Genomic DNA, 22,813 nt, shown 5'->3' on the forward strand with positions numbered 1-22,813 from the left:
AATGAGAGGAACCAGTAAGATTGAATGGGAGTTGGCTTTGGGAGAACGCTTCAGCCCCATGTATCAGAAAATTACGAATGATAAATTAAAGGTTTTACAAAAAGCCTATTTACAAATGTATAAAAAATTTGATGCAGAGTGTCGTCGGCATCATATTCATTCCTACATGGTTGCAGGGACCTTGATTGGTTCTTTGCGACATGGGGGCTATATCCCTTGGGACGATGATATCGACTTGGTGATGTTCCGAGAGGACTACAATCGTCTGCAGGAAATCTTTGCGGACAGCGAGGACTTCGAGCTAATCTCTCCTGCGGATGCGACAGACAGTGTCTTTAAGGTTCTAAAGCTGCAGAGCAAGTCACTGACCTACTATGATGTTTTAGGAGAAGGTTTCAGTAAAAAGAAACATCTTTATCTTGATATGCTGCCAATTGACTTTGTCCCAGAGAATAACATGCTTCGCAAGCTCAAGGGTCTTCTATTCAGAGCCTTGGATTTGTCACACAATAGCTCACGCTGCTATACGAAGTTTACTCCGCATCTGACCTATATGGCTAAAGAATCTAAAGAACTTAGACAAAATCTTTGGATTAGAAGACTGATAGGCTTCCCTTCTTTTATCATGGGGCCGGCTAATATGTATAAGTTGATGGAAAAACTCATCCAGTCTAATAAGAAGACTTCAAAAATAACAATTGCTTATGGTGTAAAAGGCTATTTGGGAGAGACTATCGACTATGAAAGTTTCTATCCAGCTAAGAAGTATTCCTTTGAAGGCTATGAGTTCGATGGACCTAATGATGCGGACAAGTATCTGACCAATCGCTACGGTGATTACATGACACCGCCTGAAAAAAAAGAACAGACAGAACGTCATGTCAGACTGAGAGATAATTGGGTTGAATTAATAGAAGGAAGATAATGGTTTTTTTACTAATTTTGGGTGGCCTTTTCCTCTTGTTTTTGACAATCAAAACAGTAGGGAGAGACTATGCTAACCCGGCTTTTATATATCTGGCAATATGGATGATAGCAAGCGTTTTTACTGCATTTTATTCATCCAAATGGGGAGAGGGACTTTCTCTGATAACGGTCACTGTTATCTTTGTTGGGAATGCCATTTTTTTAATGGGAGTCCTCTTGTCATCGAATTTGTTTGCTGAGAGGAAGTTGGACGCCAAACCTAGTCAAATAAAGGTGAGTAATTTTTTCATTATTTTAGTTCTCTTGTTTTTGGCTTATGCGGTCAGGTTTATTTATTCCGATTTGCTTTACTTGGCGGCGCAGAGCAAGCAGGTACCTGGGGGATTGTTTAAAACCATTGAATTGGCTCGGCATATGACTACAAATTATGATTTCTCTCTTAGTCGCCTTAGCCTCAATTTGCTGCGAGTTAACTTTTCCTTAGGAATTGTTTTCTTCTACTTTTTCTGTGAATCTCTTTTTTCAGGAAAAGATGGCATTTTCTACAAGGGCAAGTTACTGCTGGTTAGTCTGATTTCTTTAGGTATTTCCCTTTTGTCTACTGGGCGTACGGAGTTGCTGGGCTTGGTTGCAGGCTATGCTATTGTATATATGTTGTTTTTCTCGAAGTATTATTCGTGGAAAGACAGCAGGTATGGTGTGAAGCTTTTTCGCTCTTTGCTGATAATTGGCTTTGTATTCCTTGTCTTATTTATGGCGGTTGGAACCTTTGTTCTCAATCGAGTGGATAGTCGGGCAGAGTTCGGAATTTTGGATAATTTGGTTAAATATATGGGTTCTCCCATCCAGGCTTTAGACTACTATCTGAAAAATCCTACTCTTTATAGCGATAATCAAGTCTTTGGAGAAAATACTCTTATTGCTATCTATGGAACTTTGAAATCCCTTGGTCTGTCTAGCCATGAGCTGACACCTTTCTTGCCTGTTGTTCATTTTAACGACGATAAAACCAATGTTTACACCATTTATTACTACTTTATCAAGGATTTTGGCTATTTCTCAGTCCCTATCTTTCAGCTTTTATATGGCTTCTTTTACGGAAGTTTCTACTATTCTATCAAAAAACGCTATTTCACCCCGCTAAAGGTTATTGTTTTCGCTTTATTTGCGTATCCTTTGGTCATTTCATTCTTTCAGGAAACGTTGCTGTCATTGCTGACAACCCATATTAATCGGATTATTTATGCTTTTGTGATTTATATGGCAGCTGATTTACTGAGTAGAGTACGATTTACAACGAGAGGAAGGAAAGTATCGGTATGACGACATCAGCTCTGATATTCGCAGGCGGCACAGGCAGCCGCATGAATACCAAGACCTTACCCAAGCAGTTTTTAGAGTTGCACGGTAAGCCTATTATTATTCATACGATTGAGCATTTTGAAGACCATCCGGCAGTATCGGACATTGTGGTTGTCTGTGTAGACGGCTGGCTGGATTATTGCAGAGATTTATTAGCTCGATTCAATATTAAAAAAGTCAGTCAAGTGGTTCCTGGTGGAAAGACTGGACAAATGTCTATTTTTAATGGTCTATCTGTCTTACGGGAAAAGTACAAGAACGATGACGACTATGTGTTGATTCATGATGGTGTTCGCCCCTTGATTGACGGGGGAATCATTTCTAAAAATATTGAGGCGGCCAAAAAGTATGGGGCAGCTATTACGGTTAAGCCGGTTATCGAAACGGTTATTCAGGTCGATGAGGCGGATGTTATTAATCAGGTTATTGAGCGTTCCACTTGTCAGACAGCTGTCGCCCCTCAAACCTTCGCGCTTTCGAAGATTCACTCCCTGCATTTAAAAGCTCAGGCAGAGAATCAGTTTGATATGACGGATTCTGCGACACTGGCTCGTTATTTTGGACTCCCTCTGCATACAGTTATGGGGGGCAGCGAAAATATTAAAATTACGACTCCATCTGATTTTTATATTTTTAGAGCGATTTACGAAGCGCGTGAAAATGCACAAATTTTTGGTTGATATGGGAAATAATACGATTTTACAAAAGGATATGGAAGACCTAGCTGCTGTCAGTCCTATTCTCAGAGAACTGAGCAATGTTACAGTCTTGGTAACTGGAGCAACCGGACTTATAGGGAGACACTGCATTTCCGCTTTGATGGCTTTAAACGATTTGTACGATGCCAATGTCAGAGTAGTGGCCTTGGCGCGAAATCAGAAAAAAGCGGAAGATCTATTTCAAGATTTTTTACATAGTGAGAATCTGCAGCTAGTGTATGCTGACTTGCTGTCAGATTGGCAGATAGAGGAGGATTTGGATTATATTATCCATGGAGCCAGTGCGACGGACTCCTCTTTTTTCGTTAAGCATCCTGTGGAGACAATTGATCTAGCCATAAATGGAACGAAAAAACTGCTGGAGCTGGCTAAAAATAAGCAGGTTCGCAGTATGGTCTATCTCTCTTCTCTGGAAGTCTACGGGACGACAAATCCGGAAGCTTCCAGCATTAGCGAGAAAGATTACGGTTATTTGGATCCAACCAGTGTTCGTAGCAGTTATTCGGAAAGCAAGCGCATGGCAGAGTCCTTGTGTGTAGGCTATTGTCATCAGTATCAGGTGCCAGTGAAAATGGCTCGTTTGTCACAAACTTTTGGCCCAGGTGTGAGCTATGAAGACAACAGAGTTTTTGCACAGTTTGCGCGTGCTGTCCTTGAAAAGAGAGATATTGTCCTCCGAACTAAAGGAGAGACTGTTCGTAACTACTGCTATACCAAAGATGCTATTGAAGCCATATTTTACATTCTGCTGAAAGGCCAAGCAGGTCAAGCATATAATGTCGCCAATAAAGAGACGGCTATTTCCATTCGTGAGATGGCGAAAATGGTTATTGAACTAAGCGGTAGCAATGAAACAAAGTTAGTCTTTGATTTGGCAGAGGATGTGGAAAAGCTAGGCTATAATCCGACAGTTAAGATTCGTCTCAATGCGGACAAGCTTGAGAGTTTGGGCTGGCATGCTCATACTGATTTAGAAACCATGTTTTTACGGTTGATTGAGAGCATGGCATCAGATAGGAAGAAATAGGAGGGCTAATTTGTCTGGTGGATTTAAAAAAATAATAGCTAATTTTTCCTATGTCGTCTTGTCCAATTTGCTGACAGTAATAGTTTCTTCTCTGGTTGTCTTGATTTTGCCTAAGATTATGGGTGTAGAGGAGTATGGCTACTGGCAACTCTATATTTTCTATTTATCCTATGCCGGTTTTGTTCATCTGGGCTGGGTGGACGGAATCTACCTTCGCTACGGTGGTTTGGAGTATGATGATCTGGATAAAGAAAAGTTTTTCTCTCAGTTTCTCATGCTTTTGATCTATCTGACAGGGATTGGAATTTTATTTTTCTTAGGGACTTCTGCCTTTATTAGAGATGAGAGCAGTCGGTTTGTTTTTATACTTTTGGTTTATACCATGTTGGTCACCAATCTGCGCTTTCTCTTTGTGTACATTCTGCAGATGACTAATCGACTAAAGGAAAGTTCCTATGTTGTCAGTGGAGACCGCCTCCTCTATTTACTGCTTTTACTGGTCTTTATTTTCGTGGGTTTCCGAGACTTCAAAATTATGGTCTATGCAGATTTGATTGGTAGAGTTGCTTCTCTTTTTTATGCCATGTATCTATGCCGAGATATGGCCCTGCGACCTCTCAATCAATTTAAGCTTGATATACAGGAAACGGTTTGCAATATTGCTGTCGGAATCAATCTGATGCTATCAAATGTAGCCAGTATGCTCATTATCGGGACGGTTCGAATGGGGATTCAAAAGGTATGGAACATTGCTACATTTGGGAAAGTATCCTTGACCTTGAGCATTTCCAATCTGCTGATGACCTTTATCAACGCTATCGGTTTGGTCATCTTTCCGATTTTGAAACGGACGGACGAAAGCAAGTTGCCTAAGATTTACAATCAGTTGCGGAATGTCCTTATGGTTCTTATGTTTGGAGTGCTTTTGCTGTATTATCCTCTGAAAATAGCTTTGGACAGCTGGCTACCGGCTTACAGAGAGTCCTTGATATTTATGGCTCTGGTCTTTCCTATGTCTGTCTACGAGGGCAAGATGGCTCTGCTTATCAATACCTACTTAAAAGCCTTGCGAATGGAGAGGCAGATTTTTAAAGTAAATGTTATTGCCATGCTTTTAAGCTTTGCTACTACCTTGATTTTTGCAGTTTCTCTGCGCAATCTGAATGCTACAGTGCTGTCTATCGTGCTATTGCTGGCGACTAGGAGTATATTGGCAGAGCTAATCTTAGCCAAGAGGATGCAGATCGAAGTCGTCAAAGATATCTGGGTTGAGTTGCTAATGACACTTGTATTTATTGCTTCGAATTGGTTTTTATCAGTTTATCTTGCTGCAGTAGCCTACGGTTTTGTCTATCTGACCTATAGCATTTACAAATACCAAAGTTTGAAAGGCCTGCTCCAGCAATTGCGGGCTCGTTGATGCTCGAGAAATTATAAATAGTTTAACAATCTAAACGCTAAGCCCTGTCTGGGCTTTTTATATGCACTCCCCTGTCATCAATTGATATGTTTTTTAACGGGCGTGTAATCTGGTCTTGATGAGCTGTAATAATAAACATGCTATAATGTCTGCATGAAGACTGAAAACACAACTTTGCACGCTTTCAAGGCCCTAGCTTGCTTTAGTATTGTTTCCTTACACTTTCTGCTGCCGGGGCAATTTGGCGTTTTTTATCAAATTGTGGCTCGTTTTGCAGTTCCCTTTTTCATGATGCTGTCGGGCTATTTTTCCTTTAATATTTCCAAAGATAAGGTAAAGTATCGTCTCAAGCAGATGCTTCTTTTGACAGCTGCCAGTCTCCTATTTTACACGATTGTGCATTTTGTCAACCTAGTGCTGACCAGAGAGCTAACAGAAAAGATGGCATCTGTAGACCTGTCTGATTTTGCAGACTTTTTCCTCTTTAACAGTCCCAGAGACTTGATTGGCTCGGCCGCTACACCGACCTGGTATTTGCTGGCGATTTCTTATATCTACACGCTTTATCTGATTTTTTATAAGCATTTCCACCGCTTAACTAGCTTTGGTGTGTCCTTATTCTTGTTGGTTCTGGCCTTTTGTATCGAGTTCAATACAGATAGCGAATTTTACTATCGCAACTTCCTGTTTATGGGTCTTCCCTTTTTCATTCTAGGGATGCAGTTTGCCAAGCATCGGGATCGGATTTTAGCCTACGACTTGTCGTCTGTCAGGAAATGGGCGATTGGTTTGGGAATAGCAGGCTTGATTCTGCTTGAGTATTGTTTCATGGGTACGGGGTATGACCTCTATCCTAGTACCCTTTTGTCTTCCAGTGCAATTTTCCTCTATGCGGTCAGAAACGGGACCAATATTGATATTCCGATTTTGAATAATATTGCCAAAAAGTACGCCACCATGATTTATATCATCCATCCTTTTATTATCTTCATTTTCAGGTCGATAATGCCTCGGAATACTATTTATAGTTTTGGCTTTTTTATCATTTTCTTACTGTCTTATTTGCTGAGCATAGCTTTTCAGAAAACCATCAGGCCCAGACTTATCAGTGCACTTCCGGCTCAGTGATGTAAGCTGTCATAGCTTATCTTCGCTTTGACTCCGAACTAAAAGCAACAGAGAATACTGTTGCTTTTCTTGGTCTATCTTGGGTTCAGACTGCTCAATACTTTTTCAAAACTGTCAGAGCGAGCTTCGACGGTTATTTTTTCTAGCGTAAAAGGGTGGGTGAAGGTCAGGCGATGGGCATGGAGCATAAGCCGCCCTTTAGGCTGCGGATGATAAAGGGGGTCGCCGATAAGTGGGTGTCCGTGGTGAGCTAGATGAACACGGATCTGATGGGTGCGGCCAGTCTTGAGTTGGCATTTGACCAAGGCAGCCTGCCCAAGTTGCTTGAGCCTAGTCACATGGGTCTCTGCATAGAGTCCTTTTCGGGGGTCAACCAGCCGTTTTCTGCGATCATGGCGGTCGCGGCCAATCTTGTCTTTATAGATAAGATTTTTAGCTGGGAACTTGCCTTGAACCAGAGCCCAATATGCGCGGTTGATTTCTCGCTTTTCCAGCAGTCGATTGAGGATGGGCAGGACAAAGGGGTTCTTGGCAAAGAGGACAGCGCCGCTGGTTTCCTTATCCAGCCGGTGAACGACATAGCAGGTCTCACCGACATAGGCAGAAACATGATTAAGCAGGGCGAGCTCTGTTGGTTCATTAGCATGGGTTTTCATCCCCTCGGGTTTATTGACGATAATGAGGTGCTGGTCCTGATAGAGCTCTTCTACGAGTTCGCCATTTCCAAACAAGATTGTCTTTTGAGGATAATCCTCTTCATCAAATATCAGGCGGATATCATCTCCAGGTTTGACTACAGTCTGCCAATTGATACTTAGACCGTTGACGGACACATGCTTCTTGGTCCGCAGAAAATGACGGATTTTTCGCGGAATGAGAAATTGTTCTTCCAGCAGCTCTTTGACTGTCATAGCGGGCAGTCCATCTGGGATGGTCAGTGTAAATTTCATACATTTATTGTAGCAGAAAGCCATAACTTTGGAAATAGGCAGTGTCGGATAAAACTTGCTGCAGAGGGCTTTAAAAGGCTATTTAATATACCCTTTTTCTTAAAAATAACTAAAAATCAGACAGGAAATAGGGTACTTTCTTGTCTGCACCTAAATAAGGTGATAAAATAAGGTTTATGAAGAATTTAAAAGATTTGTTTGAAAAGTTAGTAGATTATTTTACTATACAGAAACCTCAAAAAGAAGCAGCAGAGGAGGTAGAGCTGACAGAAGAGCAGGCTAAGTCTGGTCTCAGCCGTTCGGGCAAGACCAAGAAGAAACCTCTCTCTCAGCACCCTATCCGCCGTTTTTGGCGCAGGTTTCATCTGACCAAGATATTCCTGATTCTCGGCTTGACCTTTGGTCTGGTGGTCGGCGGCTATCTCTTTTATGTGGCTAAGACGACCAATGTCAAGGATTTGCAGAATGCCCTCAAAGCTACCACGCTCATCTTTGACAAGGATGGTAATGAAGCAGGAAGTCTGTCTGGTCAGAAAGGAACCTATGTTGAGCTGACTGAGATTAGTCAAGATCTGCAGAATGCTGTCATCGCGACAGAGGACCGGACTTTCTATGAGAATGGCGGGATTAACTACAGTCGTTTTATCCTAGCTATCCTGACAGCCGGTCGCTCGGGTGGGGGTTCTACCATTACCCAGCAGCTGGCCAAGAATGCCTATCTGTCTCAGGACCAGACCATTGAGCGGAAGGCCAAGGAATTTTTCCTGGCTCTGGAAATCAATAAGAAATACAGCAAGCAGGAAATCCTGACCATGTACCTCAATAACTCCTATTTTGGAAATGGTGTCTGGGGTGTGGAGGATGCCTCTAAGAAATATTTCGGAGTTTCGGCTAGTCAGCTTAGTTTGGACCAGTCGGCTGTTCTGGCTGGTATGCTCAAGGGACCAGAGATTTATAATCCGCTGTATTCAGTTGAAAATGCGACCAATCGCCGTAATACGGTGCTGCAAAATATGGTTGCTGCAGGCTTTATTGATCAGGGGACGGCCGATCAGGCTGCAGCTGTAGGAATCGGTGGTCAGCTGGTTGATGCTTATGCTGGTAAGTCAGAAGACTATCGCTATCCATCCTATTTCGATGCGGTCATCAATGAAGCTGTCAATGACTACGGCTTAACTGAAGAAGAGATTGTTAATAATGGCTATCGAATCTATACTGAATTGGATCAGAACTACCAAGCCAGCATGCAGGTTATTTACAGCAATGTCTCTCTCTTTCCTGTAGCAGAAGATGGCACTATGGCTGAATCAGGCAGTGTTGCCTTGGATCCAAAAACTGGCGGTGTGCGGGCATTAGTTGGCCGAGTCAATAGTGCAGAAGGCTCGACTTTCAGAAGCTTTAACTATGCAACCCAGTCCTCCCGCAGCCCTGGCTCTACTATCAAGCCCTTGGTTGCTTACAGTCCGGCCGTAGCTGCTGGTTGGCCGACAGATAAGGAGTTGGATAATACTAGAACCACCTTTGGCGACTATACCATTAACAACTACGGCAATATCCAAAGCTCCCCTAAAGTTCCAATGTATCAAGCCTTGGCAGAATCTCTGAACATTCCAGCTGTTTCAACTGTAGATGAGTTAGGCATTAACAAGGCCTTTGAGTACGGGAAAAAGTTTGGTCTGAATATGGACAAGGTTGATAAGACCTTGGGCGTGGCTCTAGGAAGCGGAGTTACAACCAATCCAATGCAGATGGCTCAGGCCTATTCAGTCTTTGCCAACGGTGGCGTGATGAATGATGCCCATCTCATTACAAAAATTGAAAATGCCAGTGGTCAGGTTGTCAAGACCCATCGCCAAACCTCGACTCGGGTTCTTAATGGCTCGACTACTGACAAGATGAACAGCATGATGCTGGGGACTTTCTCGAACGGTACAGGTATTTATGCGGCTCCGTATGGTTATACAATGGCTGGTAAGACCGGTACGACTGAAACGGACTTTAACCCAGATCTATCTGGTGACCAATGGGTGATTGGTTATACACCGGATGTGGTTATCAGCCAGTGGCTAGGCTTTCCAAAAACTGACGAAACCCACTATCTGACTGGAACCAGCGCGAATGAAGCCTCGGCAGTTTTCCGAAATGTTGCCAATAGCATCCTGCCATATACAGAAGGAACATCCTTTGAAGGGCAGAAGAATGCCTATGCTGCCAACGGTATTGCCCCTGTGGACACCTATGGTACGGAGGAAACGGGTACTACAACTGAAAACAAAGACTTCCTGCAGGACGTTCAGGACCGAGCTCAAAATCTGGTGGATGAAGCCAAGAAAGCCATTGATGACACTGGTATTCCTGAGAAAGCTAAGAATCTCTGGGATACTGTTACCAGCTGGTTTCAATAGGATTTAAAAGAGCTGAACGGCTTGTCAAAAGCATAGAATCCTGCTATAATAAGGAAGATGGAGGCGTTATGGCATTAAAAAAAGCGAGTCTAGCGTGTACAGTCTGTGGTTCTAGGAACTACTCGGTTAAGCTCAGTAGCACTCCAAAACCAACGCGTTTAGAAGTTAATAAATTTTGTAAGCATTGCAGTAAATACACGCTGCATAAAGAAACTAGATAGGAGATTGTTGTGAAATTCTTTAAAGATGTTTTTAAACTATTGAAAGATACAACTTGGCCTACCCGAAAAGAAAGATGGACAGATTTTATCTCTGTCATGGAATATACTGCATTCTTTGTAGTAATCATCTATATCTTTGACAAAGTAGTGGCAAGCGGTCTTTTCCAGATTCTGAATATTTTCTCTTAATACCTGTAGAGGAAATAGAAAAGAATCCTGCGACAGGTATATCATTCAAGGTCCCACCTATTGTGAGTAGGTGGGATTTTGGCGTATATCACTAGTTACTCGTTCTTTTATTTTTCAAAAAATGTAATCAGATTACAAGGCTTTGATTTGTCTGGCAAATAGTTACTAAATTCCTTTGCATTTGAGGAAATTATGGTATAATAGTGCTAGAAAGAAGCAGAAGCCCGCAGGCTTTTTTATTTAGGAAAGGATGAACTCATGGACAGTTTTGACAAAGGCTGGTTTGTACTGCAGACCTATTCAGGTTATGAAAACAAGGTAAAAGAAAATCTTTTGCAGCGCGCTCAGACTTATAATATGCTGGAAAATATCTTGCGCGTGGAAATCCCTACTCAGACCGTGCAAGTAGAGAAAAATGGCAAGACCAAGGAAATCGAAGAAAATCGCTTTCCGGGTTATGTTTTGGTAGAAATGGTAATGACAGACGAAGCTTGGTTTGTCGTGCGGAATACTCCGAATGTAACAGGATTTGTCGGCTCACATGGAAACCGTTCTAAACCAACACCACTCTTGGAGGAAGAAATTCGCAACATTCTCATCTCCATGGGGCAAACAGTGCAGGAATTTGACTTGGATGTCAAGGTTGGGGATACCGTTCGTATCATAGATGGTGCCTTTACTGACTATACAGGTAAGATTACGGAGATTGATAATAACAAGGTCAAGATGATTATTTCCATGTTTGGCAATGACACCGTGGCTGAAGTTAATCTTAGCCAAATTGCAGAGCTTTAATCGACGAAGTTGTTATCGTAGTCAAAAATAAAATCCAAGACTGAAAAGATCTTGGATTTTTATGTTTTTGGAACTGATTAGAAGATTACTTATCCTTAATGACGGAGTCAATAATGTCTTTGGTTTGTTTCATTTGATAGGTAGACATTACCCCAACGATTTGATTGTTCTGAGTAGAGAAACTAAACTGTTCGTCATTGGAATTCTTATAGACATAGGTTGTCTCGCGTTCTGAACGCATAATCATTTCCGGACGACCAAGCTTGTCGAAAGCTGTCTTTGGAGTGTCGGATGTGGTGATGCTAGAATAGCTACTTTTGGCTGGCTGAGCGTCTTTTAGACTAAAACTCAAATTCGTCAGGACATTATTGGTAAAGTAGCACATAATGTCTCCGTTGTCTGTGTGCCAGATGTTGACAGAGTTGCCAGGGTCATTCTCATCAGTGCTGAATGTAGATTGGCCTAGAGCTGCTGTTACCTCATCGTAAGACGTTTTAGGTTTGTCACCATTGATATCCTCTCCGTTTACCTGAATGACAAAGCCAGTGGAAATATGAAAATTTCTTATTTTCTCTAATTCAGGAATAGAAGCTGCATCTGGTATGTATTGTAGTGCAGAAGCATCATCTGGATCAAAGGTAGCACGTTTCTGAAATACCTCATCACTACTTTCATAGGTGCTAGAGCTACTGCTAGATGATTTGCTGGATGTTTCCTTAGAGGATGAACTTTTTGAGGCTTTGAGGGAGCTAGGCGTCTTTTTTCTTTGCTGCGTCTGCTTGGCAGGCATGCAGGCTGAGAGAGCTAGCAGAGAGAGAAGGCTGAGGGCATAGAAGCTAACTTTTTTCATAATCAATCTTTTTTCCTTTCGCTGATGATGAATGGTAATTTTACAATCTACATTATATCAGCAAAATTTGCTAGAAACAATAGGAAATGAAATGAAAAAAGCCCTTTGGTGGGCTTCTAGAAATGTATTTTTGAAGGCGGTAGACGGATTTGAACCGACGATCAAGCTTTTGCAGAGCCGTGCCTTACCACTTGGCTATACCGCCACAACTCTTATTATTCTATCGTAAATACTTGCTTTCGTCAAGAGTCTTTCATAGCTAAAGCAGAAAATGTTAGACGCTGCTATTCAGAACTCTTCGGGAAATACATTTTCTAATGAGAGGTAGAATTCATTCTTAGTGGCAGAAAATCTGGCAAACGCCTTGTCAAAGAGCTGTGCTTTTGTTATAATAAAAGGTGCCGTGTAAATGGCAAAATACTCATTTTAGATGAATTGTGGGACTGTTGCCCTTGGGTGGTCCTGCGAGCTGAAATCTAAAAGAGGAAAAAAACAAAAAGGAGAATTTACTCATGGCAGTAATTTCAATGAAACAACTTCTTGAGGCTGGTGTTCACTTTGGTCACCAAACTCGTCGCTGGAACCCTAAGATGGCTAAGTACATCTTCACTGAGCGTAACGGTATCCACGTAATCGACTTGCAACAAACTGTAAAGTATGCTGACCAAGCTTACGACTTTATGCGTGATGCTGCTGCTAACGATGCAGTTATCCTCTTCGTTGGTACTAAGAAGCAAGCTGCTGACGCTGTCAAAGAAGAAGCAGAACGTTCAGGTCAATACTTCATCAACCACCGTTGGTTGGGTGGAACTCTTACAAACTGGTCTACTATCCAAAAACGTGTAGCTCGTTTGAAAGAAATCAAACGCATGGAAGAAGACGGAACTTTCGAAGTTCTTCCTAAGAAAGAAGTCGCTCTTCTCAACAAACAACGCGCTCGTCTTGAAAAATTCTTGGGCGGTATCGAAGACATGCCTCGTATCCCAGATGTAATGTACGTAGTTGACCCTCATAAAGAGCAAATCGCTGTTAAGGAAGCTAAGAAATTAGGTATCCCAGTGGTTGCTATGGTTGATACTAACACTGATCCTGATGATATCGATGTTATCATCCCAGCGAACGACGATGCAATCCGTGCGGTTAAATTGATCACTGCGAAAATGGCTGATGCTGTTATCGAAGGCCGTCAAGGTGAAGATAGCGTTGAATCAGTAGAAGCAGAATTGGCTGCAACTGAAACTCAAGCAGATTCTATCGAAGAAATCGTTGAAGTTGTTGAAGGTTCAAACGAATAATCAGTAAACTAACCTAAAGGGGCGGGGCTCAGCCCAGCTCCTTTATTTACATTAAAAAATAGGAGAAGAAAAATGGCAGAAATTACAGCTAAGCTTGTCAAAGAATTGCGTGAAAAATCTGGTGCTGGTGTCATGGACGCTAAGAAAGCACTTGTTGAAACTGATGGTGACATCGAAAAAGCGATTGAATTGCTTCGCGAAAAAGGTATGGCAAAAGCAGCTAAGAAAGCTGACCGAGTTGCCGCTGAAGGTCTGACAGGCGTTTACGTAAACGGTAACGTTGCCGCTGTTGTTGAAGTGAATGCTGAAACTGACTTCGTTGCGAAAAATGCTCAATTCGTTGAATTGGTAAACGCAACAGCTAAAGTAATCGCTGAAGGCAAGCCGGCTAACAACGAAGAAGCTCTTGCTTTGACAATGCCTTCAGGTGAAACTCTTGAAGCTGCATACGTATCTGCAACTGCAACTATCGGAGAAAAAATCTCCTTCCGTCGCTTTGCTTTGATTGAAAAGACAGATGCTCAACACTTTGGTGCTTACCAACACAACGGTGGCCGTATCGGAGTTATCTCAGTTGTTGACGGTGGAGACGATGCTCTTGCTAAGCAAATCTCTATGCACATCGCTGCGATGAAACCAACTGTTCTTTCATACAAAGAATTGGATGAGCAATTTGTCAAAGATGAATTGGCACAATTGAACCATGTCATCGATCAAGACAACGAAAGCCGTGCAATGGTTGGTAAACCAGCTCTTCCACACTTGAAATACGGTTCTAAAGCTCAATTGACTGATGCAGTCGTTGCTCAAGCTGAAGAAGACATCAAGGCTGAGTTGGCTGCTGAAGGCAAACCAGAAAAGATCTGGGACAAAATCATCCCAGGTAAAATGGACCGCTTCATGCTTGACAACACTAAAGTTGACCAAGCATACACACTTCTTGCACAAGTGTACATCATGGATGACAGCAAGACAGTTGAAGCTTACCTTGAATCAGTAAATGCTTCAGTAGTTGAGTTCGCTCGCTTTGAAGTTGGTGAAGGTATCGAAAAAGCTGCTAACGACTTTGAAAACGAAGTAGCTGCAACAATGGCTGCTGCTCTTGGTCAAAACTAATCGTTTTTAGCTTAGAAATAGAACGATAAAAAGGTCTGAGATTTTTTCTCAGACCTTTTTATAGGTTTTTAAACATCAAGTTTAGAATGGTGAGCAGCATCACTTAGCTGCTTTTTCTCTTTCTTCCTTATGAGCAATCAAGCCATTGGTAAAAATCAAAACAACCAATATGAAGAGAAGTGCAGTTGTTTGGGGGTAAGTCAGGCTAACCTGGTAGACTTTGGTAATAAACAAAAGGGGCAGAGTAACCACCATCATGATCAGAAAGCTATACCATTTGACTCGGTTGCTGACCAGCTCCTGTTCGAAGAGTAGGGGAGCATAAAGACAGGCGATGAGAGCTCCGATAGGAATATCAACGTAATCAGCGGAAAAGATGGTGAAAATACTCAGAGCTGCAAAGAGCCATTTGAGTACATGACGAGAATAGTTGAGCCAATCCATTTTCATTGGATTATCCTCCTTGTTTAGATGATAGTTGGCAGGCAGGAGCTTCTGTCTGTCTTTTCCTTTTGGATTTCCACCTTTATTATAACGCTTTAAAAGCAAAAAGCAAGCGGTTACACCAGCATAGCAAAGCTTTTTCACTAGTTTGAATTGTCAGACCTTTTAGTCATCCCTTTTTCTTTCAAAATAGAGACTTTTCCGGTATAATATTAGTCAAAGATAGTCAATGTTAGAGAAGCAAGAAAAAAAGAAATTTATTCTGAAATTCTCAACTGGAAAGGGAAGTCATGGGTGCAAAAAACACATCGGACAGTATTGAAGCATATATCAAGTCTATTCTGGCTCAGGCTGGGATGGTTGAACTGAAACGCAGTGAACTGGCTGATGTTTTTCAGGTGGTTCCCAGTCAGATTAACTATGTGATTAAGACTCGTTTTACGGAAAGTCGGGGCTATATCGTCGAGAGTAAGCGTGGTGGCGGCGGCTATATTCGGATTGGAAAGATTGAATTTTCCGACCGGCATCAGATGCTTTGCGGTCTGTACGACAGTGTAGGAGAGCGTGTCAGCCAGCAGGTTTTTACAGATGTTATTCAGCTTCTTTTTGACGAGAAGATTATGACTGAACGTGAGGGCAATCTAATCTTGTCAACAGCATCGGACTCGATTTTGGGTGATGGAGCTGCTGTGATTCGTGCCCGGATATTAAAAAAGATTTTACAACAACTAGACAGAAAAGGAATGGAATCATAAATGAAATACTCAAAAGCCTTAATAGAAAGCTTGGAAGCAGCCCAGCTCTTGGCCGGCCATTTTACGACAGATTATCTGGAATCATGGCATCTGTTGATTGCTCTGGCTAATAATCCCTACAGCGTTGCTGGTTCAGTCCTCAATGAGTTTCCTGTGGAAGTTGATGGATTTGAAGAAGCGGCTTTTCAGATTACTGGTCAGGCTTATCAGAAAGACGGTCACTTTGAGCTGCTGCCTTTTTCTTATCGCTTAGAGGAGTTGTTTGAGGAGGCGGGGCAGATTGCAGAAGCTGTTCGGGCTAAGCATGTAGGTACTGAGCATGTGCTGCTGGCCATGCTATTTGACCGGGGGACCTTGGCCTTTCGTATTCTGGAATTTACAGGCTTTAGCTACGAGGACAAGGAGCAGGGACCGAAAATTAGTGATTTGCGAAAGGTCTTGGAGCAGCGAGCTGGCTGGGGCAAGGAAGATATCAAGGCTATTCGCAGTCTGAATAAGGGGGTAATGGCTGCCAAGCAGACCATGGCTAATATGATGGGGATGCCGGCTTCTACTAGCGGAGGCCTAGAAGACTACACCCGTGATCTGACCGAGCTGGCTAGAGATGGCCGATTGGAGCCCGTCATTGGCCGCGATCAAGAAATTTCACGAATAGTTCAGATTCTCAGTCGCAAGACTAAAAACAATCCAGTGCTGGTTGGAGATGCTGGGGTTGGTAAGACAGCTCTGGCTTTAGGTCTGGCCCAGCGTGTGGCAGCTGGTCAGGTTCCGGCTGAACTTGCCAAGATGCGGGTTTTGGAACTGGACTTGATGAATGTAGTTGCTGGAACTCGCTTTCGCGGAGATTTCGAGGAGCGGATGAACAACATCATCAATGACATTGAAGAAGATGGTCATGTTATTCTTTTCATCGATGAACTTCATACCATCATGGGCTCTGGCAGCGGTATTGACTCAACCTTGGATGCGGCCAATATCCTGAAACCGGCTCTGGCTCGCGGAACTCTGCGGACAGTTGGCGCTACGACGCAGGAAGAGTACCAGAAACATATTGAAAAAGATGCGGCTCTTTCTCGGCGTTTTGCCAAGGTCAGCATAGAAGAGCCTAATGTGGCTGACAGCATTGCTATTTTACAAGGCTTGAGAAAGAGCTATGAGGACCATCACAAGGTGCAGATTAGTGATCAAGCGATTGAGACGGCGGTGAAATACGCCCATCGCTATCTGACTAGCAAGCACCTGCCGGACTCTGCCATTGATCTTTTGGACGAGGCCAGTGCGACAGTGCAAAATAGAGGGCCGCAGAATTACGAGCAGTCGGATTTGACGCCAGTGGATCAAGCCTTGATGGCAGCGGATTTTAAAAAGGTTTCACAACTGCTTGAGCAAGAGCAGCAACCCAAGCTCTATAAACTGAAAGTGGAAGAAGACGATGTCTTGGCTACTCTTAGTGGTTTGTCTGGGATTCCTGTGCAGAAGCTGACTCAGACAGATGCGAAGAAATACCTCAATTTGGAAACAGAACTGCATAAACGCGTGATTGGGCAGGACGAGGCGATTTCAGCTATCAGCCGAGCTATCCGACGGAACCAGTCTGGTATCCGCAGCAGCAAGCGGCCGATTGGCTCCTTTATGTTCCTAGGTCCGACAGGAGTCGGGAAGACAGAGCTAGCCAAGGCTTTGGCCGAAAGTCTATTTGATGACGAGTCAGCCCTCATTCGCTTTGATATGAGTGAGTACATGGAGAAATTCGCGGCTAGCCGCCTCAACGGAGCGCCTCCAGGCTATGTAGGCTATGAAGAAGGAGGGGAGCTGACGGAAAAGGTGCGCAACAGACCTTATTCTGTCCTGCTCTTTGACGAGGTGGAAAAGGCGCATCCGGATATTTTCAATGTTCTCCTGCAGGTCTTGGATGATGGTCAGTTGACTGACAGCAAGGGCCGCAAGGTGGACTTCTCCAACACGATTATTATCATGACCAGCAATCTGGGGGCAACTAGTTTGCGGGATGATAAGACGGTTGGCTTTGGAGCGCGGGATATTCGCTTGGACCATGCCAATATGGAAAAACGGATGCTGGAAGAACTCAAGAAAGCATATAGACCGGAGTTTATCAACCGTATCGACGAGAAGGTAGTCTTCCACAGCCTATCTGCAGAAGATATGCAGGAAGTTGTCAAGGTTATGGTCAAACCGCTCATTGCCAGTCTTGCTGGGAAGGGAATTGAGCTGAAGTTTCAGGCTAGTGCCCTTAAGCTGCTGGCTCAGGAAGGCTACGATGTGGAAATGGGAGCACGGCCATTGCGCCGAACTCTGCAGACCCAGGTAGAGGACAAGCTGTCTGAGCTCCTCTTGACAGGAGATTTGACGACGGGTCAAACTCTTAAGGTCAGGGTCAAAGCTGGCCAACTCAAGTTCGAGGTGGCCTAGAAAGCGCAGTCTTTCAATGGAAAGTTGAGTGCTCGCGGTTAATTCCTGATAGCAATCATACCTATAGATACCCAACAGTTATTTCATCATTCAATGAAACTGGGAAATTGAAGGATTGGAGGCTGATATGTCGTTTTTTAAAGATTTGTTTGCTGGCAAGAAAGCCAGAGTGAAAACACCAGAAGAGCGCAAGGCGGCTAGTATCCAGCGGTTGAAAAAGGAGGGAATTCCTTACATTGAGCATTTGCCGGTCATCGAAAGTGCTGAGCAGGTGCGGCCGCGCTCGCTAGAAGAAATTGCGCGTCGGGCTATTACCAGCCTCTTGATTATCCAGGCGGCCTTGGATATCGAAAATAATAATTATAATGAGGAGATCCGCCAGTGGCTGCAGGATAAACTGCGACAATACGGAGTGCGGGAAGAGTTGACGCCCAAAGAAAGGGCGGTGTTGGAAGATCGTGCTGACCCGGCAGCTATCATCAATATGGTTTGGAAATACGAGGCCTATTGGTCCTTGATTTGGTACTTGGGTCTAGTAGATACTTTACCATTTCCAGATAAAATCTGTGATTGTGATGCTGCTATTGACGCAGTCGCTAGTGCGATTGACTTTCAGGAATTTCTGGGCAAATGCCAACCGCGCAGCTTAGAAGAGTTACTGGATGAGGATGATTTGATTTATCGTTATCATTGGGCCTGTGTTGATGCTCGGATTCATGACCAGCCAGCACCGGCAGGCCTTGATGAAAGTGTTGTTCTGGAGAGGCGGTCTGGTCTTGACTGGCTGCTGGGGCTGAATACGGCCCAGGACTGGGATGCTGTTGAGCTGCATACCTAGTCCAACTTCTATTGATTCACTCAATTAGAAAAGGAGGTACCTTTGTCTGCTCGCAAAATGGCTAAAATTGCCATCCTATCGGCTCTATGTGTGGCCTTCCGCTATGCATTTTCCTTTCTGCCCAATGTGCAGCCTATCTCAGCTATCTTTTTCCTGATAGTTATCTTTGAGGATTTGCCGACTTCACTCCTAGTGATGGCTGTGACGATGTTTACATCAGCTTTTCTTTTGGGAATGAGTCCAATCGTCCTCTTTCAGTTGCTGTCCTTTGGACTGATTCTTTGCCTTTGGCGGCTGCTCTATCCTCGGTTAAATCTAGTGGGACAGGGAATAGCAGCAGCTCTCCTATCCTTTAGCTATGGCATTGCCATTGATACACTGACAGCCTTGCTTTACAACTATCACTGGTGGTCTTATGCGATTATCAATGCTTTGACCTTCAATATAGCGCACGGACTGTCGACCTTGTTTTTTTACCCACTCTTGTACCCTATTTTAAGGAGGCTCTATAATGAAAAAAATCTTTAGTTTGCTCACACTTGCTTTTGCCCTTCTCCTTGTTGGTTGCGGCAGCAGCCAGACAAATACTGACAAGAGCTCTAGCTCGGCTGATTCTTCTGTCAAAAAGGAACTGAAAATCAGCATCAGTATTGCGCCAGAAGGTCAGGAGAAGAGCGAGAAAACGGTGGCTGTTGCAGAAGGAAAGACAGCTATGGATGCTTTGAAGAAGGCCTATAAGGTCGAAGAAAAAGATGGTTTTATCACTTCTATTGACGGCCATGCTCAAGATGAAGCAAAGGGCCTCTACTGGATGTTTAAGGTCAACGGAGAAATGGCTCCTAAGGCAGCCAATCAAATCACTGTCAAGGATGGAGACAAGCTGGAATTCTACCAAGAAGTCTATCAGCAATAAATCTTTTATAAAAAATCTGATGCTTAAGGCATTAGATTCTTTTTTTGCGCTTGATAAAGTTTTAAGTGTCTGAAAAATATTTTTATAAAAACTTATAAAAAACTATTGACAAAAGAAAAATATAGTTTATAATAAAATCATAGAAAAATAAAATATAAAAAATAATAAAAAGGTTAGATATATGAAAGAAAAAATTGCAATCGTCTTTGGAACATTTGCTCCCTTGCATCAGGGGCATATCGACTTGATACAGAAGGCTAAGCGTTCTTACGACAAGGTGCGCGTGGTGGTTTCAGGTTATCAGGGAGATCGTGGGCAGGAAGTGGGGCTGTCTCTGCAGAAGCGATTCCGCTATACGCGGGAGACTTTCGCAGATGATGAGTTAACACAGGTTTATAAGCTAGATGAAACTTCCTTTCCACGCTATCCTCTGGGTTGGGACAAGTGGCTGTCAGCTCTATTAGAGTTGGTGGGCTATGATGCAGAACGGGAGGAACTGATTTTCTTTGTTGGTGAGGCTGACTATCAGGAAGAGTTAGAAAAGCGCGACTTCAAAACTTCCTTGCAGGAGCGACAGTTTGGGATTTCAGCTACGATGATTCGGGAAAATCCTAGTCGTTATTGGAAATATATCGCCCAACCTTTCCGCCGTCACTTTACTAAGAAAGTGCTGATTATGGGTAGCGCCAGCAATGGTAAAACGACCTTGGCCAAGGATTTGGCTCGCTTTTATGATGCTCCGGTTAGTCTGGAATATGCTCGAGAATACCAGATTCAAAATAACGTGCGAGACGATGAACTGACCCCTAAAGACTACTATTATCTGCTCTTAGGACAATATGCTCAGACTTCCCGATTAATTGATAGCAGCGTTAACCGTGGTCTGGTCGTGGCTGATACAAATTCGCTGGTAACCAAGGCTTACTATGATTACTATCTGAAAGAAAGTCCGGTTCAAGACGAAGAGACAGATACCTTTGACAATCTCTTTGCCAGCATTTTGTCCAAGGAAAAATGGGATTTGATTCTCTTTGCTGAGCCGGTCGGCACCTATGTTAACGATGGCTTTCGCGATATGAGCATGGCAGACGAGGCTATCCGCAGTGATTTTTCAAGCCATCTAAAAAGGCTGAAAGAGCAGTGCTTGGCTCATATTCCTACGGTCTATCTGGCTGGCAGTTATTTGGACAATTATCAGGCGGCCAAAGAAGCGATCGACATGATTTATCAAGCGGATTAAAAAAGAAAGTGGTAAAATAGAATGGTAGTAAAAAATCAAAAACTCTCTCCTGCACCTCTCTATGCAGGACTGAAACAAAAATTTCAAACCTTTGCTCGGAATTTCCGCAATGTCTGTGCAGCAGCTAAAAAGCAGGGGATAAAAGGAATCGCGAAATTGCTCTGGCAGGATTTATTTGGCGGGCGTAGCTTGACTCAATGGCTCTACTTGATTGCTTTGTCTAGTCTGCCTTTCATTTTGGAGTTCACCAGTGGCCAGGAGCAGCATGACTGGCTGGGACTCTTTGCTTCTTGGACAGGCATCGTTTGCGTTATTCTAGTAGCCGAGGGACGGGCCAGCAATTACCTCTTTGGAGCGGTTAATTCAGCAATTTACCTCCTATTGTCCTTTCAGGCTAGCTTTTATGGAGAAGTGCTGACTACGGTCTACTTCTTTATCATGCAGCCTATTGGCCTTTATACTTGGCTGTCCAACCGGGTCAATGAGCAAGATAAGGAAGAACCCTCTCATTTTGAAGCTAAGAAGTTAGACTGGCATGGCTGGCTTAAATATTTGGCCTTGACGGCCTTGATTTGGATTGGTATGGGCTTTGCCTATAAAAGTATTCACAGTCACCGGCCTTTCCGTGATAGTGTGACAGATGCGACCAATGGTATCGGTCAGCTTCTTATGACTGGTCTCTACCGCGAGCAGTGGATCTTCTGGATTGCGACCAATCTCTTCAGTATCTATCTATGGTGGGGTAGCAACCTTCATATCCAGGCCATGTACTGGGTCTATACCCTCAATAGTATCGTTGGATGGTATCAGTGGACCAAGGCGGTGAAGAAAGCTTAGACCAAGGCCTGAGATTTTTGATAGAAAAAGATAGCTTAGGAAAGGAAGAAACTCATGACCAAACAGGATATCCCAGCGGGAATGTCGGAAAAAGAGTACTATGAAACCATGGCGGATGAGTCCGCCTTTTTGGCATGGTACAAGACACAGGATTTACCTAAGTATGAGACACCTAGCGTAACAGCAGATATGGTAGCCTACTGTTTCGTGGAAGGGCAGATAAAACTCTTGGTTATCAAGCGCAAGGCCCACCCTTATCAAAATAAATATGCCTTAGTCGGAGGTTTTGTGGACAAGCATGAGGATGCCTATCAAGCCTGCATCCGGGAAGTCAAGGAAGAGGTAGGGCTGGAGATACCGCTGGAAAAGGTGGAGCAGCTGATGACGGTTTCTACTCCAGGACGTGATCCACGCGGATGGGTCATCACCATTGCCCATCTGGTCTATCTGCCGGCTATAGCAGTAGATCAAGCACAAGCTGGGGATGATGCCAAGGAAGTCACCTTTCTTGATGTAGACTTTAAGACAAGGAGTTTTAGAGACGGTGAGCGGCTCCTGACAGCAGAGGATTTTGCCTTTGACCACTACCAAATCCTGCTGGAATCTATCAAGCGGATTCAGGGGCGACTGGACTGGAATCCAACTTTTCTCCATCTGCTGGAATCACCGTTTACTGTCTATGAAGGGACTGAGTTGGTCAATCTCATCACGCCTAGACGACCTATTGTCAGCAATAATTTTCTAGTGAAATTTGGAGAATACCTAGAGGAGGCTGGTGTTAAGCGCGTGCCAAAGAGGAAGCCGAGAAAAGTGTATCGGTTGAAGGCAGAAAAATCAGATTAAAAGAAAGCTGATCATATATTTCTCTTGCAGGATAAATTTGTCCTGTTTTTTCGTTTTTAATTACGAATAGATAAGTAGGAGCGAGTTTCTCATGACAAAAGAAGCATAT

Annotated in this window: 23 protein-coding genes and 1 tRNA gene; 20 read left to right on the forward strand and 4 right to left on the reverse strand. The window is 43.4% G+C overall.

Annotated features, from left to right (window positions below):
- The first annotated feature begins 1 nt into the window (after window position 1).
- From J1C86_RS00815 to J1C86_RS00840, 6 genes are all read left to right on the forward strand, one after another.
- Window positions 2-925 (forward strand): LicD family protein, encoded by a 924-nt coding sequence (locus tag J1C86_RS00815; protein WP_125347092.1) that lies wholly within the window; start codon window positions 2-4, stop codon window positions 923-925.
- Window positions 925-2,250, forward strand: a complete 1,326-nt coding sequence (locus J1C86_RS00820) for an O-antigen polymerase (protein WP_125401751.1) — start codon at window positions 925-927, stop codon at window positions 2,248-2,250. Before J1C86_RS00815 ends, J1C86_RS00820 begins: the two co-directional genes overlap by 1 nt.
- A complete protein-coding gene (gene ispD / locus J1C86_RS00825) occupies window positions 2,247-2,969 on the forward strand; it encodes a 2-C-methyl-D-erythritol 4-phosphate cytidylyltransferase (RefSeq protein ID WP_002899243.1) in 723 nt (240 codons plus the stop codon). Before J1C86_RS00820 ends, ispD begins: the two co-directional genes overlap by 4 nt.
- Complete coding sequence (locus tag J1C86_RS00830; RefSeq protein WP_185757507.1) at window positions 2,950-4,035, forward strand: NAD-dependent epimerase/dehydratase family protein; 1,086 nt, start codon at window positions 2,950-2,952, stop codon at window positions 4,033-4,035. Before ispD ends, J1C86_RS00830 begins: the two co-directional genes overlap by 20 nt.
- Before the next feature lie 10 nt (window positions 4,036-4,045).
- Entirely contained in the window at window positions 4,046-5,455 is a 1,410-nt protein-coding gene (locus J1C86_RS00835; RefSeq protein ID WP_125409049.1) for a lipopolysaccharide biosynthesis protein, read from the forward strand.
- Window positions 5,456-5,608: 153 nt separating this feature from the next.
- Window positions 5,609-6,583 (forward strand): acyltransferase family protein, encoded by a 975-nt coding sequence (locus tag J1C86_RS00840; protein ID WP_125409051.1) that lies wholly within the window; start codon window positions 5,609-5,611, stop codon window positions 6,581-6,583.
- Between the two features lie 74 nt (window positions 6,584-6,657).
- On the opposite strand, the gene J1C86_RS00845 is transcribed toward J1C86_RS00840, so the two are convergent.
- Window positions 6,658-7,533 carry an RluA family pseudouridine synthase gene (locus J1C86_RS00845; protein WP_185757508.1) on the reverse strand — a complete coding sequence of 292 codons (876 nt, stop codon included), beginning with the start codon at window positions 7,531-7,533 and terminating at the stop codon, window positions 6,658-6,660.
- Window positions 7,534-7,709: 176 nt separating this feature from the next.
- Here J1C86_RS00845 and pbp2a point away from each other — a divergent pair, with 176 nt between their 5' ends.
- The 4 genes from pbp2a (at window position 7,710) to nusG (ending at window position 11,143) form a co-directional block, all read left to right on the forward strand.
- Window positions 7,710-9,938 (forward strand): penicillin-binding protein PBP2A, encoded by a 2,229-nt coding sequence (gene pbp2a, locus J1C86_RS00850; protein ID WP_002926340.1) that lies wholly within the window; start codon window positions 7,710-7,712, stop codon window positions 9,936-9,938.
- Window positions 9,939-10,006: 68 nt separating this feature from the next.
- Window positions 10,007-10,159, forward strand: coding sequence for a 50S ribosomal protein L33 (gene rpmG / locus J1C86_RS00855; protein WP_002894024.1), 153 nt, complete (start codon window positions 10,007-10,009; stop codon window positions 10,157-10,159).
- 9 nt (window positions 10,160-10,168) lie between these two features.
- Window positions 10,169-10,348: a preprotein translocase subunit SecE gene (gene secE, locus J1C86_RS00860; protein ID WP_002894022.1), complete on the forward strand. Its 180-nt coding sequence runs from the start codon at window positions 10,169-10,171 to the stop codon at window positions 10,346-10,348.
- A gap of 258 nt (window positions 10,349-10,606) precedes the next feature.
- Window positions 10,607-11,143, forward strand: coding sequence for a transcription termination/antitermination protein NusG (gene nusG, locus J1C86_RS00865; protein WP_002894018.1), 537 nt, complete (start codon window positions 10,607-10,609; stop codon window positions 11,141-11,143).
- A gap of 85 nt (window positions 11,144-11,228) precedes the next feature.
- Here nusG and J1C86_RS00870 read toward each other — a convergent pair whose 3' ends face one another.
- Complete coding sequence (locus J1C86_RS00870) at window positions 11,229-11,993, reverse strand: hypothetical protein (protein WP_125409055.1); 765 nt, start codon at window positions 11,991-11,993, stop codon at window positions 11,229-11,231.
- A gap of 134 nt (window positions 11,994-12,127) precedes the next feature.
- Window positions 12,128-12,198, reverse strand: a tRNA-Cys gene (locus J1C86_RS00875).
- Window positions 12,199-12,505: 307 nt separating this feature from the next.
- Between J1C86_RS00875 and rpsB the strand changes: the two genes are divergently transcribed.
- A complete protein-coding gene (gene rpsB / locus J1C86_RS00880; RefSeq protein ID WP_002894015.1) occupies window positions 12,506-13,288 on the forward strand; it encodes a 30S ribosomal protein S2 in 783 nt (260 codons plus the stop codon).
- Between the two features lie 72 nt (window positions 13,289-13,360).
- Entirely contained in the window at window positions 13,361-14,404 is a 1,044-nt protein-coding gene (gene tsf, locus J1C86_RS00885; RefSeq protein ID WP_125409057.1) for a translation elongation factor Ts, read from the forward strand.
- Between the two features lie 99 nt (window positions 14,405-14,503).
- On the opposite strand, the gene J1C86_RS00890 is transcribed toward tsf, so the two are convergent.
- Complete coding sequence (locus tag J1C86_RS00890) at window positions 14,504-14,992, reverse strand: hypothetical protein (protein ID WP_185757509.1); 489 nt, start codon at window positions 14,990-14,992, stop codon at window positions 14,504-14,506.
- A gap of 146 nt (window positions 14,993-15,138) precedes the next feature.
- On the opposite strand from J1C86_RS00890, the gene J1C86_RS00895 reads away from it, so the two are divergent.
- The 8 genes from J1C86_RS00895 to J1C86_RS00930 all read left to right on the forward strand — a co-directional run bounded on the left by J1C86_RS00895 (window position 15,139) and on the right by J1C86_RS00930 (window position 22,704).
- On the forward strand, window positions 15,139-15,603 hold the full coding sequence (locus J1C86_RS00895) for a CtsR family transcriptional regulator (protein ID WP_002899234.1): 465 nt from the start codon (window positions 15,139-15,141) through the stop codon (window positions 15,601-15,603).
- Window positions 15,604-18,033 (forward strand): ATP-dependent Clp protease ATP-binding subunit, encoded by a 2,430-nt coding sequence (locus J1C86_RS00900; protein ID WP_125409059.1) that lies wholly within the window; start codon window positions 15,604-15,606, stop codon window positions 18,031-18,033. It begins immediately after the preceding gene.
- Between the two features lie 127 nt (window positions 18,034-18,160).
- On the forward strand, window positions 18,161-18,871 hold the full coding sequence (locus J1C86_RS00905; RefSeq protein ID WP_125409061.1) for a DUF4272 domain-containing protein: 711 nt from the start codon (window positions 18,161-18,163) through the stop codon (window positions 18,869-18,871).
- A 42-nt stretch (window positions 18,872-18,913) separates the two neighbouring features.
- Complete coding sequence (locus J1C86_RS00910; protein WP_185755760.1) at window positions 18,914-19,399, forward strand: ECF transporter S component; 486 nt, start codon at window positions 18,914-18,916, stop codon at window positions 19,397-19,399.
- On the forward strand, window positions 19,383-19,784 hold the full coding sequence (locus tag J1C86_RS00915) for a DUF4430 domain-containing protein (RefSeq protein ID WP_002905510.1): 402 nt from the start codon (window positions 19,383-19,385) through the stop codon (window positions 19,782-19,784). The genes J1C86_RS00910 and J1C86_RS00915 overlap by 17 nt, the downstream gene beginning before the upstream one ends.
- A 181-nt stretch (window positions 19,785-19,965) precedes the next feature.
- Window positions 19,966-21,024 (forward strand): AAA family ATPase, encoded by a 1,059-nt coding sequence (locus J1C86_RS00920; protein ID WP_125406541.1) that lies wholly within the window; start codon window positions 19,966-19,968, stop codon window positions 21,022-21,024.
- 21 nt (window positions 21,025-21,045) lie between these two features.
- Window positions 21,046-21,861 carry a nicotinamide riboside transporter PnuC gene (pnuC, locus tag J1C86_RS00925; RefSeq protein ID WP_125406544.1) on the forward strand — a complete coding sequence of 272 codons (816 nt, stop codon included), beginning with the start codon at window positions 21,046-21,048 and terminating at the stop codon, window positions 21,859-21,861.
- A 54-nt stretch (window positions 21,862-21,915) separates the two neighbouring features.
- Window positions 21,916-22,704: an NUDIX domain-containing protein gene (locus J1C86_RS00930; RefSeq protein ID WP_002902088.1), complete on the forward strand. Its 789-nt coding sequence runs from the start codon at window positions 21,916-21,918 to the stop codon at window positions 22,702-22,704.
- The last annotated feature ends 109 nt before the right edge of the window (window positions 22,705-22,813 follow it).

It is taken from the genome of Streptococcus sanguinis, assembly GCF_050220005.1.
Lineage (GTDB): Bacteria > Bacillota > Bacilli > Lactobacillales > Streptococcaceae > Streptococcus > Streptococcus sanguinis_Z.

Coding starts and splice junctions, on each gene's coding strand:
- J1C86_RS00815 (WP_125347092.1), top strand. CDS start 2: ATGAGAGGAACCAGTAAGATTGAATGGGAGTTGGCTTTGGGAGAACGC.
- J1C86_RS00820 (WP_125401751.1), top strand. CDS start 925: ATGGTTTTTTTACTAATTTTGGGTGGCCTTTTCCTCTTGTTTTTGACA.
- ispD (WP_002899243.1), top strand. CDS start 2,247: ATGACGACATCAGCTCTGATATTCGCAGGCGGCACAGGCAGCCGCATG.
- J1C86_RS00830 (WP_185757507.1), top strand. CDS start 2,950: ATGCACAAATTTTTGGTTGATATGGGAAATAATACGATTTTACAAAAG.
- J1C86_RS00840 (WP_125409051.1), top strand. CDS start 5,609: ATGAAGACTGAAAACACAACTTTGCACGCTTTCAAGGCCCTAGCTTGC.
- J1C86_RS00845 (WP_185757508.1), bottom strand. CDS start 7,533: ATGAAATTTACACTGACCATCCCAGATGGACTGCCCGCTATGACAGTC.
- pbp2a (WP_002926340.1), top strand. CDS start 7,710: ATGAAGAATTTAAAAGATTTGTTTGAAAAGTTAGTAGATTATTTTACT.
- rpmG (WP_002894024.1), top strand. CDS start 10,007: ATGGCATTAAAAAAAGCGAGTCTAGCGTGTACAGTCTGTGGTTCTAGG.
- nusG (WP_002894018.1), top strand. CDS start 10,607: ATGGACAGTTTTGACAAAGGCTGGTTTGTACTGCAGACCTATTCAGGT.
- J1C86_RS00870 (WP_125409055.1), bottom strand. CDS start 11,993: ATGAAAAAAGTTAGCTTCTATGCCCTCAGCCTTCTCTCTCTGCTAGCT.
- rpsB (WP_002894015.1), top strand. CDS start 12,506: ATGGCAGTAATTTCAATGAAACAACTTCTTGAGGCTGGTGTTCACTTT.
- tsf (WP_125409057.1), top strand. CDS start 13,361: ATGGCAGAAATTACAGCTAAGCTTGTCAAAGAATTGCGTGAAAAATCT.
- J1C86_RS00895 (WP_002899234.1), top strand. CDS start 15,139: ATGGGTGCAAAAAACACATCGGACAGTATTGAAGCATATATCAAGTCT.
- J1C86_RS00900 (WP_125409059.1), top strand. CDS start 15,604: ATGAAATACTCAAAAGCCTTAATAGAAAGCTTGGAAGCAGCCCAGCTC.
- J1C86_RS00905 (WP_125409061.1), top strand. CDS start 18,161: ATGTCGTTTTTTAAAGATTTGTTTGCTGGCAAGAAAGCCAGAGTGAAA.
- J1C86_RS00915 (WP_002905510.1), top strand. CDS start 19,383: ATGAAAAAAATCTTTAGTTTGCTCACACTTGCTTTTGCCCTTCTCCTT.
- J1C86_RS00920 (WP_125406541.1), top strand. CDS start 19,966: ATGAAAGAAAAAATTGCAATCGTCTTTGGAACATTTGCTCCCTTGCAT.
- pnuC (WP_125406544.1), top strand. CDS start 21,046: ATGGTAGTAAAAAATCAAAAACTCTCTCCTGCACCTCTCTATGCAGGA.
- J1C86_RS00930 (WP_002902088.1), top strand. CDS start 21,916: ATGACCAAACAGGATATCCCAGCGGGAATGTCGGAAAAAGAGTACTAT.